The following is a 12479-nucleotide window of genomic DNA, read 5'->3' as shown; positions in this document are numbered from 1 at the left end:
GCCTCGGTTAACGGTCGGCGATAATCACGTCGATCCCTAAATGGTGCAGCGCCTGCAGATAGTGTTCAGGAATGCGGCTGTCGGTGACCAGGCGGTGGATCTGGCCGATGTCGCGGATCATGCAAAAGCTGGTGCGGCCGAATTTGCTGGCGTCGGCGATGGCGATGACTTCGCGCGCCACCTCGCACATCACCCGGTTCAGCTGCGCTTCGCCCGGATCCGGCGTGGTGATGCCGCTCGCGAGATCGAAGCCGTCGACGCCGAGAAAAAGCTTGTCGAACCGATACTGGCGCAGCTGTTGTTCGGCGGCGGGGCCGTACAGCGACCAGGCTTTGCGGCGCACGCTGCCGCCGACCACCATCAGGTCGATCTGCTCGTTGTTGGCCAGTTCGAAAGCGATGTTGAGCGCGTTGGTCATCACCACCAGATCCTTTTTCCCCGCCAGCTGCGGCGCCATTTGGCTGGTGGTGGAGCCGGAGTCGAGGATGATGGCGTCGCCGTCTTCAATCAGCGCCGCCGCCGCGCAGGCGATGGCGTGTTTTACGTCGCGATTGATGCGGCCCTTGTCCTGCAGCGGGCGGTCGAAGGCGAACTGTTTATTCAACATGGCGCCGCCGTAGGCGCGCACCGCGCAGCCGTGTTTTTCCAGCTGGCGCAGATCGCTGCGGATGGTGACGCTGGACACCGAAAACTGCTGGCTAAGCTGCTCCACGCGCACCGTGCCCTCGCGGCACAGCTGGTCGATAATTAATTCCCGGCGTTTTGCGGTATTGATCATTAATGCAGACTCCTGATTTACCTGTAGCCGTGCCCGACCGCGGCTTAATAAGCCGCAGCGATACCGACCGGAGCGCTTTCAGTTGTTCGTGGCGAATTACAGCAAACGAAACACTGAAATGCAATCGATTAATTTTAAAATATCTATATCTATCAGTTGGTTATATTTGATTTTGCTTTCGGTTGAGCGGCAACCGAAAGCGGTGTTAACGCAAAGTGAAAACGGCAAATTCGTTATTTTTCAGTCGCCAATTCCCAGCGCTTATTCATTCAGTCCATCGATGCCGAAAGCCGCAGCGATCGCTCGACAACCGCCGGGCTTTCACTGTTTTTTTTATGCCGGCGCGCTTAAAAGCGCTGCGCCGCGCACGCCGCTGCTGTCACCGTGCACCGGCGGGAACACCGCCGCCGGTTCCACGCCCGGCAGCAGCCAGCGCCGCATCGCCGGCGGCAACAGCCGATACAGCTCGCCGACGTTGGACAGCCCGCCGCCCAGCACGAAGGCATCGACGTCCAGCAGCAGCTGTAAGCCGGCCAGCGCGCTGGCCAGGATGTCGACGTACATGGTCATCAGCTGTTGTGCGAGCGCATCACCGGCACGATAGCAGGCGACCAGCGCCGGCACGTCGGCGGCCGGATGGGAGAAATGGCGGCTCAGCGCCAGCAGCCCGCTGCCGGAGACGTAGCGTTCAAAGCAGCCGGTCAGCCCGCAGTTGCAGCTGAACAGCGGCAGATCGTAACGCTGCGCCAGCTGGGCCGATATCGGCATATGACCCCATTCGCCCGCCACGCCGCTGCGCCCCTTGTGCAGTTGCCGGTTCACCACCAGGCCGCCGCCGGCTCCGGTGCCGATGATGGCGCCGAACACCAGCGGCAGGTGCGCGGTTTGCGGCGTGCTGGCTTCCGACAGCGCGAAGCAGCGGCAGTCGTTCTCGATGGCGATAGGTCGCGCCAGCGCCTGCGTCAGGTCATCCGCCAGGCAATGGCCGGTCAGGCAGGGCACGTTGACCGCTAACTGGCGGCGGCTGACGGGATCGGTGATCCCCGGTAAACCGATGCCGATGCTGCCGCGCGTGTGCAGTTTGCGATCCGCCTGCTCGGCCAGCCCGGCGATGCAGGCCACGAACTCGCCGTAATCGCCGGTTGGGGTGCGCACCCGTTGGAGCAGCACCTGATTGAACCGGCGATCGTAAGCGGCCATTTCAATTTTGGTGCCGCCGATGTCGAAGCCGTAACGCATCTCTCTCATCGCCATGCTTTAGGCTCCGCTTAGGGCGATCACCGCCGCCTCGCGGCGCGCGCGTTCGGCGGCGAACACCATCAGATGGCTCTCCAGCGCTTCCGCCGGGCCGGCCAGCACCTGGCTCGGATCGTTGGCGCGAATAGCCGCGATAAAGTGCTGCATCAGGTAGTAGTCGCCGCCGCCGTGGCCGGCCATGGCGTGCAGATCCTGGCCGGCGTCGGTGTCGTAATGCGTTTCACCGTCGTCGAGGAACGAGGTGATGCGAATATGGCGGCCGTCGCCCTCCAGGCAGCCGCGGCTGCCAAAGATGCGGGTGTGCCGATCTTCGTGGCGGGTAAAGGCCGTCATGGTGAACGACGCGGTGCGGCCGCCGGCGAACTGCATGTTGACCACCTGATGGTCGACCACGTTATTGTCGCAGCGGTAGACGCAGCGGCCGTAAGGCCCGTCTCGCAGCGCCGCCCGCAGCGTCGTCTGGTCGGGTTCTGGCGTCAGCACGCGCAGAAAACCGGGCGTGGCCTTGTGATTGTCGCCCAGATAGATGCGTTTGGCGGAATAGGGGCAGTTTGCCTCTACCGCGCAATCCAGGCAGTTGTCCGCCGCGCCGGCCGGTTGGTTTTCCTGGCGGAAGTGGCGCAGGTTGCCGAAGGAGCTGACCTGTTCGCAGGGCTGCTCCATCACGTAGCGGATCCAGTCGATGTCGTGGCAGGATTTCTGCAGCAGCATAAAGGCGGCCTGCCGATCGTTGCGCCAATTGCCGCGCACGAAGGAGTGCGCCTGATGCCAGTAGCCGACCGGTTCCAAATGTTGCAGGCTGATGATGTCGCCGATCGCGCCGTCGCGCAGCAGCTGCTTGAGCTTTTGGGTATAGCGGGTGTAACGCAGCACGTGGCCGACCGAGAAGATCAGCTTTTGGCGCGTCACCTCGGCGACGATGGCGCGGCACTCGTCGGCGTCCGGCGACAGCGGTTTTTCCAGCAACATGGCGTAGCCCAGGCGGGCGAAGGCCAGCGCCGGTTCGAGGTGCATCTGATCCTGGGTGCAGATCAGCACCGCGTCGGCCAGCTTGCCGGCGCCGGCGGCCTGACGCCAGTCGGTGAAGACGTTTTCCGGCGCGATGGCATGCTGCGCCACGAACGGCTCGCGGTAGGCGTCGCGCGGTTCCGCTACCGCCACCACCTGCATCAAATCGGGATGCGCCAGCGCATAGCGCGAGTAGATTTCACCGCGCGCCCCGGCGCCGACCACCAGCACCCGCACCGGGCGATGGGCAAAGCTGTTGGGTTGTGTTGACGACATTGCTGGATACTCCGCTGTTGTTATTTGAGGTTTTGGCCGCTGAGCTCGTCGAACAAATGCGCGCGCGTCAGATCGAATGCCAGATGAATGTTTTCGCCGAGGCGCGGCTCCCAATCCGGCAGCGACGCCATGCGCAGCACGAAGCGCAGATCGGCCAGTTCGCAGTGCAGCAGCTCTTCGTTGCCCATGCGCTCGATAGTGACGATCTGCGCCGGGAAACAGTTGGCGCTGCCGGGCGCGCACAGCCGCAAGGACTCCGGCCGGATGCCGAGACACACCCGCGCATGCGGGTAGTCCGCCAATTGCCGTTGCAGCGCAGGCGGCAGATCGAGCTGGTGCTGCAGGCCGATACGCAGCCGCACCGTTTGGCCGTCGCGCACGATCGCCAGATCGTGCAAATTCATCGACGGGCTGCCGATAAACTCGGCGACGAAACGGTTGGCGGGGTGGTGGTACAGGTTGATCGGTTTATCCACCTGCATGATGGCGCCGCGGTTCATCACGCAAATGCGATCGCCCATGGTCATCGCCTCGACCTGATCGTGGGTGACGTACACCATGGTGGCGGCGGCGCCTTCCTGCTTCAGCTGGTTGTGCAGTTCGATCAGTTGCACGCGCATCGACACCCGCAGCTTGGCGTCGAGGTTGGACAGCGGCTCATCGAACAGGAACACCTTGGGTTTGCGCACGATGGCGCGGCCGACCGCCACCCGCTGGCACTGGCCGCCGGAGAGCTGGCCCGGCTTGCGCTGCAGCAGATTGGTGATCTCCAGCTTTTCCGCCGCGTCGCGCACCCGGCGGTCGATCTCGGCCTTGCTCTCTTTGCCGATCAGGCCGAACGCCATGTTCTTGTACACCGTCATGTGCGGGTACAGCGCATAGTTCTGGAACACCATGGCGACGCCGCGATCCTTCGGCATGCTGTCGTTGACGCAGCGATCGTGGATCAGGATCTGCCCCTCGCTGACGCTCTCCAGCCCGGCGATCATCCGCAGCAGGGTGGATTTGGCGCAGCCGGACGGGCCGACGAACACCATAAATTCCCCATCCTCAATGTCCAGATCGACGCCGTGCAGCGCGTGGAAACCGTTGGGGTACACTTTTTTAACGCTATTTAACTGAATTCCGGCCATGTCGTTTACCTTGTCTGCGCGTTAGCCTTTCACCCCGGCGCTGGCGATGCCCTGGATGAAATAGCGTTGGAAAATAATGAACAGCATCAGCATCGGGATCACCGCCATCAGCGCCCCGGCCATCAGCAACGGGTATTCCACCCCGGCGCGGCTGGAGAGCGAGGCCAGGCCAACCGGCAGCGTCAGCTTCTCGGTGGTGGTATTGACGATCAGCGGCCACATCAGGTTGTTCCAGCTCCACAGGCCGTTGATGATGACGCAGGCGATAATGCCGGGCCGGATCAGCGGCAGCATGATGCGCCAGAAGATGGCGAAGTAGCTGTAACCGTCGATCAACGCCGCTTCCTCCATCTCCTTCGGCACCGCCAGGAAGAACTGGCGCAGCAGAAAGGTGGCGTAAACGCTGAAAATGCCCGGCAGCACCAGCCCGGTGATGCTGTTGACCAGCCCCAGCTTCTGCACCACCAGGAATTGCGGGATCAGAAACGCCTGTCCGGGCACCATCAGGATCGACACGCACACCAGAAACACCGCGTCGCGGCCGCGAAAATGCAGGCGCGAGAAGCCATAGGCGGCCAGGGTGGCGATCGCCATCTGCAGGGTGACGGTGAAGAAGGTCGCCAGCAGCGAGTTGAGATAAAAACCGGCGAACGGGATTTCGTGCATCACCCGGCTGTAGGCCTGCAGGCTGGGATGCGCCGGCAGCAGCGTCAGCGGGATCTGAATGCTCTCGGCCTGGGTTTTCAGCGAGGTCACCAGCATCCAGATAAAAGGCACCACCGAGGCCAGCGCCGCCAGCCCCATAAACAGGTACACCAGCGTTTTCTTGCTTGCGTTCATGTGCAGCTCCTCAGCTGACTTTCAGGCGCTTGCCGATCGCCATTTGAATCAGGGTGATCACCAACGTGACGGCGAACAGCACCACGGTGATGGCGGAGGCGTAACCTTTTTCCTGCAGGTAAAACGCGTACTTGTAGAACAGGTTGGTGACGGTCATCACGTCGTTCTCCACCAGTGCGCGGTCGAACATCAGGAACACCACGTCAAAGATTTGCAGGATCTCGATAAAGCTCATCACCGACACGAAGAACAGCGTCGGCACCATCATCGGCAGCGTGATGCAGAAGAAGCGCCGCAGGGTGCCGATGCCGTCGATGTCCGCCGCTTCGTACAGCTGGCGCGGAATGCTCTGCAGCCCGGCCAGCAAAATGATGATTTTCAGCGCCAGCGACGACCAGATGATGATGATGGACACGCTGATGCGCACCACGTCCGGATCGGACAACCAGGCGACCGGCGCAATGTGCAGCAGGCCCAACGCCTGATTGATCAGGCCGAAATCCTTGTTGAACAGCCATTGCCACACCATGGCCACCGCCGCTGGCATGGTGACCGCCGGCAGGAACAGCAGGGTGCGCAGCAGGCCTTTGCCGCGGATGTTCTGGTTGAGGCCAATCGCCAGCAGCAGCGACAGGCTCAGGCTGATCGGCACGCAGACCACCACGTAAAACAGGGTGTTGGCGGCGGCAGTGTAGAAGTCGTCGTCTTCAAACAGGTTGAGATAGTTATCGACGCTGATGCTGCTCCAGCGCATGAATTGGTTCAGATCGGTAAAGCTGTAGAAAATGTTCTGCAAAAAGGGGATCAGGTAAAACACCGTCACCCCCAACAGCAGCGGCAGGATCATCACCCAGCCCCAGAAGCGTTCGGCGCGTTCGAGCCGATTGAGCGCGGGGCGGGCGGTGCGCCGGGATGGTTTCAGGGTGACCGTAGCCGTTTCTGCCAGCGACATGTTGCCATTCCTCACCTATGACGTTCAGCGTGGGTCCACCGCGGCGCGCGCTCGGGGCAGCGCGCCGCGGCGGGGCGATTACTGCTCCATGACGCGCGCGATCTTCTTGACCGATTTGTCCATTTCCTGTTTGGCGTCCGCGCCCATAAAGATCTTCTTCAGGCTGGCGATCCACATGTTTTGCCACTTCGGCGTATTGGTGCCGGCGGTGGGGTAAGCCTGGGTCACTTCCAGGGTCTGGATGTAAGGCGAGACGTCGACTTTCTGAATCTGCTGCGCCCAGACTTTGGCTGCCGTCTTGTTGGCCGGGATCACCACCTTGGCCAGCTCCGCCTGTGAGGCCTCGCTGCTCATGAAGGCGATATATTTCCAGGCGGCCTGCTTGTGGGCGCTTTTCGCCGACATGGCGAAGGCCAAACTGTGGGCCACGCCGGACTGGCGTTCAATTTTGGGCATCATCACCACGCCGATGTGGTCGTTGATCAGCGGGTTATTGGCGAACGGCGCCGCCAGCCAGGAACCGGCATAGACCATCGCGGCGCGGTTGGACTGGAAGATGTTCTCGGTTTTGACTTCGCTCATCTGCTGGGCGCTTGGCATCAGGCCGTCTTTCATCATGCCCTGCAGCTGCTGATAGACCCAGAGGGATTTGTCGTTGGCGATGTCGGTGGGCTGGCCATCTTTCGGCACGATGTGATTGCCGTTTTGGAACAGCAGGTTCATGTAACTGTCCTGACCGTCGATGCTGAGATCCATCACCAGCGGGAAGGCGGTGCCTTTCAGCCCGTTTTTCAGCGCGGCGGCCTTGCTCTTCAGATCGTCCCAGCTCCAGTCGCTGGTGGGATAGCTGACGCCGGCCTGATCGAACAGTTTTTTGTTGTACCACACGGCGATGGAATCGACGTCGCGCGGGATGGCCATCTGTTGGCCGTCGTACTGATAGGCTTTCACCGAGCTGGCGACCACGTCGTCCAGTTTAAGGCCGCTGTCCTTAATATAGGGCGCCAACGGCTCCATAATGCCGTTTTTGGCGTACTGCACAAAATAAGGCATATTGATCCAGAATATATCTGGCGCTACGCCGCCGGCAGCGGCGGAATCTAATTTAACGAAATATTGCGCCGAGGGAGTTAATTCTATTTCTATTCTTATGTCCGGATTAGCCTGTTCAAAACGCTTGGCAATCTCCTGTTCGGCGGGTAATTGGTTTCTGTCCCAAACGGCATAGCGTAAAGTTATTTTATCTGCGGCATGGAGCAGCGTAGGTAATAATAATGCGCTGGCAAGAATAGAATGCGCCAGCAGGCGGCCGGTATTTTTTATCGGTGACATTGCTTTCCCCTCGGTGAGCGACGAATAGCGTTTTTCGCAACGTAAATTCTTTCTATCCCTTAACTTTCAATGTGTCAATACACCCCCAAACGCCCAAAAATGGGGCGACAATGTTTCGTTGTTGTTAAAATCGAAAGGCTTTCACGGCCAAGTGAAAGGCACTTTCGTTCACATTTCATTAACCTTTTGGCGGAGTTTATCCCCGGTGGCGCGGCATTTAGCGGCCTTCGCAGGCATAGGAATAACTGATAACCCTTGCACCATAATGGGGATTAAAAATATTTTTATTGTGCAAGCTTCAGCTTCTTTCATTTTTGTGATGCAAATAAACAAAAAAATCTTGCTGGGGCTGTCCGAGGAGGGCGCTTGAACGTTTTTTATTGCCGGCTATTGTTTGTGGCGATAAAAGACGCTAGCCTGAATCTCACAACGTTTATTCATCAAAAATAAAGAGGGCGAAATATCATGCGCCTGTCTCTGGTATTTACGCATTGCCTGGAAAAAGTATTTCATCGCCAAAATATGCCGCCCATTGCCGTGGAAAATCGGCTGAGCGGGTTAAATAACGAGGTGCTGTCCTGGCAGGCGGTGTACTGTTTGCAAACTCCGGGCAACGAGACTCGCCATGAGCTGTGTTATCAACTCGACGGGCCGCTGGCGGAGTATATCAGCGTGCGCCAGGTGCAATCGGTGCCGAGCGGTTTTCCCTGTTATCGCGAGACCGATGAGAATTACCTGACCACCGAGCCGGGCTTATTTCCCGATCCGCTGATACCGCTGCCGCAACGGCGTTTTTTTGCCGCCTGCCGCTATTATGGCAGCCTGTGGTTGACCCTGACGCCGCCGGCCGACGCGCAACTGGCCGGCGACTTTCCGTTGACCCTGCGGCTGCTGGATGCCCAGAGCGGCGAGGCGCTGGCCGAGGCCACACTGACGCTGCATCTGGTGCCCGCGGCGTTGCCGCCGCAAACGCTGTTGCACACCGAATGGCTGCACACCGACTGCCTGGCGGATTACTACCGTTTGGCGGTGTTCAGCCCGGCGTACTGGCGCGCGGTACGCAACTTTGTGCGCTGCGCGGTGCAGGCCGGCGTCAATATGCTGCTGACGCCGCTGTTCACGCCGCCGCTGGATACCGCCGTCGGCGGCGAACGGACCACGGTACAGTTGGTGAGGGTGACACATTCGGCGCACGGGTATGGCTTCGATTTCAGCCGTTTGGCGCAGTGGGTGGCGTTGGCGCAGGAAGAGGGCATCGAGCACTTCGAAATCGCGCCGCTGTTTACCCAATGGGGCGCGGCGCATGCGCCGAAGATAGTGGTGGAGGAGCAGGGCGAGACGCGAACGCCGTTCGGCTGGCACACCGATGCGCAGGGCGAAGCGTATCAGCGTTTCCTACAGGCGCTGCTGCCGGCGTTGACCGCCTGGTTCCGCGAACGGGGGCTGGAACGGCAGGTATGGTTCCATGTTTCCGATGAGCCGACGTTGGACAACCTGGCGGCCTACCGGCGCGCCAGCGCCGCGCTGCGCCCGCTGCTGGATGGATTCCGCACCTTCGATGCGCTGTCGGATTTCGCGTTTTATCAGCAAGACCTGGTGGAAACCCCGGTCGTTGCGACCGACCACCTCGAACCTTTTATCGAACACCAGGTCCCCGGCCTGTGGGCCTATTACTGCTGCGTGCAGAAGACTGAGGTCGCCAATCGCTTCTTCGCTCAGCCTTCGGCGCGCAACCGCATATTGGGCGTGCAGCTGTATCTGTACCGCATCGCCGGCTTTCTGCACTGGGGATTCAACTTCTATAACAGCGCCCATTCGCGTGAACGCATCAATCCGTACGCGGTGACCGACAGCGGCCATGCGTTTCCCTCCGGCGATCCGTTCGTGGTCTATCCCGGTGAGGATCTGCAGCCGGTGGAGTCGCTGCGCCTGCGGGTGCTGCACCAGGGTCTGCAGGACATGCGCGCGCTGCAGCTGCTGGAGAGTTTGACCGATCGGGCGACGGTGGAAGCGCTTATAGAAAGTGAGCTGGGCATGCGCATCACCTTCAAGCGTTATCCGCACCAGGCCGGGCCGCTGCTGCGCCTGCGCGACGCGGTAAACCGCCGCATCGAAGCGTTGCTGGCGCCGATGTGAAGGCAAGTGGGGGCGAAAATGCGTCTTTCACTCCCAATTCGCCATTACTTTGCTATACCTGATAGTCGATGGATTCACTTTATTGTCATGTAACTGACATGTCAGAGTCACGGCTCTGGCTTAAGTTTGCAGCGACTACGTCAGGAGATAACGCGATGTTCAGCCTGGATTCTCTGTTGCAAGATGCATTTCCACACCGTAATACCCCCGCCTGGCAGCGCAGCCTGCTAAGAACCCTTCTCTTCGAAAAAGAATTCAAACAGTTCGCCGCCGATTATCCCCATCTGAAAGGGCTCGATCTGATCGAGCAGGTGGTGGACTACTTTAACCTCAGCTGCGAATTGGTGGACGGCGATCTGGAAAACATCCCGAGCCAGGGGCCGGTGGTGCTCGTGGCCAATCACCCGATCGGCTCGCTCGACGGCTTGGTATTGCTGCGCGCCGTTGCCGCGGTGCGCCCGGACGTGAAAGTGGTGGCCAACCAGCTGCTGACCTACATTGAACCGCTGCGCAGCCTGTTCGTGCCGGTGGATAACGTCGCTTATAAAACCAGCCGCAAACAGATTGAAGGCATGCAGCAGCAACTGGACAACCAGGGGGCGCTGATCCTGTTCCCGGCTGGCGAAGTGTCGCGCATGAGCCCGAAAGGCATCCGCGACGGCCACTGGCATACCGGTTTTCTGCGCCTGGCCGCCAAAGCGCGCGCGCCGATCGTGCCGATCCACATCAGCGCACGCAACAGCAACCTGTTCTACTTTACCTCTCTGGTCTACCGGCCGCTGTCGACCTTGCTGCTGGTGCGCGAAATGTTCCAGCAGCGGGGCGGGCGCATCAAGATCCGCGTCGGCGGCCGCGTGCCGTTCGCCAACTGGCACGACGGCCACACCAGCGCCAAGGATCTGGCGGAGCGTTTTCGCCGCCACGTCTATCGTCTGGGCCAGGGCAAGCCGGGGCTGTTCGCCAGCGAATCGCCGATCGCGCTGCCGGAAGATCGTCTGGAGCTGAAAAAGGCGCTGGCGAACTGCGAACGGTTGGGGGTAACGCCGGACGGTAAAACCATCTATCTCTATCGTCGTCATGACGAAGCGCGTACGCCAATTCTGCGCGAGCTGGGGCGCCTGCGCGAGATCGCCTTCCGCGCGGTGGGGGAAGGATCCGGCCGCCGCCGCGATCTGGACAGCTACGACGACGATTACTACCACCTGGTGCTGTGGGATGAGGAGGAGCTGGAGATCGTCGGCGCCTATCGCTTTATCCCTACCGCCGAACAAATTGCGCGCAAAGGGCTGGAAAGCATCTACAGCAACAGCCTGTTCCATTATGACCGCGATATGGAACCGATCCTGGCGCAGGGCATCGAGCTGGGGCGCAGCTTCATTCAGCCGGCCTATTGGGGCAAGCGCGGGCTGGACTATTTGTGGCTGGGCATCGGCGCCTATCTGTCGAAATACCCGCAGTACCGCTATCTGTTCGGCCCGGTGTCGATCTCCGGCGGCATGCCGCTGGCAGCACGTGATTTGCTGATCGCCTTCTATCGGCTCTATTTCTCGCCGGATCACGCGTTCGCGCAGTCGCGGCGGCCTTATCCGGCGTCGCTGCCGCAGGTGCTGGCGCAGTTTGCCGGGGACAACTATCAGGAAGATCTGGTGCGGCTGAAGAGCCTGCTCAGCAATATCGGCTGCTCGATCCCAACGCTGTACAAGCAGTACACCGAACTGTGCGAACCGGGCGGGGTACAGTTTATCGATTTCGGCACCGATCCGGCGTTCAACAACTGTATCGACGGGCTGGTGTTGGTGGATACCACGCGGCTCAAGCCGTCGCGGTATCAGCGTTACATCGCGGTGCACCAGCCGCAGCCGGCCGAGACGGCATGACTACAGTCTGACTCATGCCTTTTTGATCTAAGCACGACCTTGGGGCCGGCGACGGGATAGCGCTACGATAAACGTTTTGCTTTCCACCGCCGGAGCCTTTCATGCCTCATTCGTTTATCCCGCCGTTATTGTCCGCCGATGAACCGCCCGCCGCCGCCGTTGAAACCCCGCGCGGCAAAGCGCCATTTTTGCTGCTATGCGATCACGCCGGTAAGGTGATACCGCAATCTCTTGGCGATCTCGGCTTACCGCCGGGGGAGATCGAGCGCCACATCGGCTGGGATATCGGTGCGCTGAGCGTATCGCGCCATCTGAGCCGCCAACTGGACGCCACGCTGATTCATCAGCGTTACTCACGGTTGGTGATCGACTGCAACCGAGCGCCCGGCATCGCCAGCTCGATCCCGCATTTGTCTGAACTAACGCCGATACCCGGCAATATCGGCATCGACGCCGAACACGCGCTGGCGCGTGAGCGCGAGGTATTTTTGCCGTATCACCACGCCATCGACGAGCATCTGGGGCAACGTCAGCTGCGCGAACTGCCGACGGCGGTGATCGCCATGCACAGTTTCACACCGGTGTTCAAAGGGGAATCGCGCCCCTGGCAGGTGGGGTTGCTGTTTAATCGCTACCCGGAATTTGCCCGGCTGCTGGCCGAGCTGCTGCGCGAAGAGGGGGATTTGCAGGTGGGGATCAACGAGCCCTATGCAATGACCGACGCCACCGACTACACGTTGCCGGTGCACGCGGAACGGCGCGGGTTGCCTTACGTCGGCATCGAAATTCGCCAGGATCTGATCGCCGACGAACGCGGGCAACAGGCATGGGCGAAACGTTTCGCGCGCCTGCTGCCGCAGGCCTGGCAACGCTGGCAAATTTGACTTTAG

At 60.5% G+C, this 12479-nt stretch carries 10 protein-coding genes; 3 read left to right on the top strand and 7 right to left on the bottom strand.

The genetic code is table 11. From position 1 onward, the window contains the following. Nucleotides 1–7 precede the first annotated feature (7 nt). From agaR to WFM45_RS08735, 7 genes are all read right to left on the bottom strand, one after another. Entirely contained in the window at nucleotides 8–778 is a 771-nt protein-coding gene (agaR, locus tag WFM45_RS08765; RefSeq protein WP_021503775.1) for a transcriptional repressor AgaR, read from the bottom strand. 333 nt (nucleotides 779–1111) lie between these two features. Continuing rightward, a complete protein-coding gene (locus WFM45_RS08760; RefSeq protein ID WP_033632949.1) occupies nucleotides 1112–2017 on the bottom strand; it encodes an ROK family protein in 906 nt (301 codons plus the stop codon). Nucleotides 2018–2035: 18 nt separating this feature from the next. Continuing rightward, nucleotides 2036–3319 (bottom strand): Gfo/Idh/MocA family protein, encoded by a 1284-nt coding sequence (locus WFM45_RS08755; protein WP_049277955.1) that lies wholly within the window; start codon nucleotides 3317–3319, stop codon nucleotides 2036–2038. A gap of 20 nt (nucleotides 3320–3339) precedes the next feature. Further along, nucleotides 3340–4452: an ABC transporter ATP-binding protein gene (locus tag WFM45_RS08750; RefSeq protein WP_004938255.1), complete on the bottom strand. Its 1113-nt coding sequence runs from the start codon at nucleotides 4450–4452 to the stop codon at nucleotides 3340–3342. A 21-nt stretch (nucleotides 4453–4473) separates the two neighbouring features. Then, nucleotides 4474–5292 (bottom strand): carbohydrate ABC transporter permease, encoded by an 819-nt coding sequence (locus WFM45_RS08745; protein WP_033632952.1) that lies wholly within the window; start codon nucleotides 5290–5292, stop codon nucleotides 4474–4476. A 10-nt stretch (nucleotides 5293–5302) separates the two neighbouring features. After that, nucleotides 5303–6244 (bottom strand): carbohydrate ABC transporter permease, encoded by a 942-nt coding sequence (locus WFM45_RS08740; protein WP_025302955.1) that lies wholly within the window; start codon nucleotides 6242–6244, stop codon nucleotides 5303–5305. A gap of 78 nt (nucleotides 6245–6322) precedes the next feature. After that, complete coding sequence (locus tag WFM45_RS08735) at nucleotides 6323–7576, bottom strand: ABC transporter substrate-binding protein (RefSeq protein WP_336955201.1); 1254 nt, start codon at nucleotides 7574–7576, stop codon at nucleotides 6323–6325. Nucleotides 7577–8041: 465 nt separating this feature from the next. Here WFM45_RS08735 and WFM45_RS08730 point away from each other — a divergent pair, with 465 nt between their 5' ends. The 3 genes from WFM45_RS08730 to WFM45_RS08720 all read left to right on the top strand — a co-directional run bounded on the left by WFM45_RS08730 (nucleotide 8042) and on the right by WFM45_RS08720 (nucleotide 12473). Then, nucleotides 8042–9712, top strand: a complete 1671-nt coding sequence (locus WFM45_RS08730) for a DUF4091 domain-containing protein (protein ID WP_250602314.1) — start codon at nucleotides 8042–8044, stop codon at nucleotides 9710–9712. 155 nt (nucleotides 9713–9867) lie between these two features. Continuing rightward, a complete protein-coding gene (gene olsF / locus WFM45_RS08725; RefSeq protein ID WP_015377973.1) occupies nucleotides 9868–11589 on the top strand; it encodes an ornithine lipid synthase OlsF in 1722 nt (573 codons plus the stop codon). 101 nt (nucleotides 11590–11690) lie between these two features. Then, nucleotides 11691–12473 (top strand): N-formylglutamate amidohydrolase, encoded by a 783-nt coding sequence (locus WFM45_RS08720; RefSeq protein ID WP_250602315.1) that lies wholly within the window; start codon nucleotides 11691–11693, stop codon nucleotides 12471–12473. Nucleotides 12474–12479 lie beyond the last annotated feature (6 nt).

The organism is Serratia sp. KG1D, from assembly GCF_037150675.1.
GTDB classification, from domain to species: Bacteria; Pseudomonadota; Gammaproteobacteria; order Enterobacterales; family Enterobacteriaceae; genus Serratia; species Serratia nematodiphila.
The sequence above is the reverse complement of the archived record's forward strand: the minus strand, read 5'-3'. Positions and strand labels throughout refer to the sequence as shown.

Bases quoted from the DNA above. Each gene is read 5' to 3' on its own strand.
- agaR (WP_021503775.1), bottom strand. From the start codon at position 778: ATGATCAATACCGCAAAACGCCGGGAATTAATTATCGACCAGCTGTGC.
- WFM45_RS08750 (WP_004938255.1), bottom strand. From the start codon at position 4,452: ATGGCCGGAATTCAGTTAAATAGCGTTAAAAAAGTGTACCCCAACGGT.
- olsF (WP_015377973.1), top strand. From the start codon at position 9,868: ATGTTCAGCCTGGATTCTCTGTTGCAAGATGCATTTCCACACCGTAAT.
- WFM45_RS08735 (WP_336955201.1), bottom strand. From the start codon at position 7,576: ATGTCACCGATAAAAAATACCGGCCGCCTGCTGGCGCATTCTATTCTT.
- WFM45_RS08720 (WP_250602315.1), top strand. From the start codon at position 11,691: ATGCCTCATTCGTTTATCCCGCCGTTATTGTCCGCCGATGAACCGCCC.
- WFM45_RS08745 (WP_033632952.1), bottom strand. From the start codon at position 5,292: ATGAACGCAAGCAAGAAAACGCTGGTGTACCTGTTTATGGGGCTGGCG.
- WFM45_RS08730 (WP_250602314.1), top strand. From the start codon at position 8,042: ATGCGCCTGTCTCTGGTATTTACGCATTGCCTGGAAAAAGTATTTCAT.
- WFM45_RS08755 (WP_049277955.1), bottom strand. From the start codon at position 3,319: ATGTCGTCAACACAACCCAACAGCTTTGCCCATCGCCCGGTGCGGGTG.
- WFM45_RS08740 (WP_025302955.1), bottom strand. From the start codon at position 6,244: ATGTCGCTGGCAGAAACGGCTACGGTCACCCTGAAACCATCCCGGCGC.
- WFM45_RS08760 (WP_033632949.1), bottom strand. From the start codon at position 2,017: ATGCGTTACGGCTTCGACATCGGCGGCACCAAAATTGAAATGGCCGCT.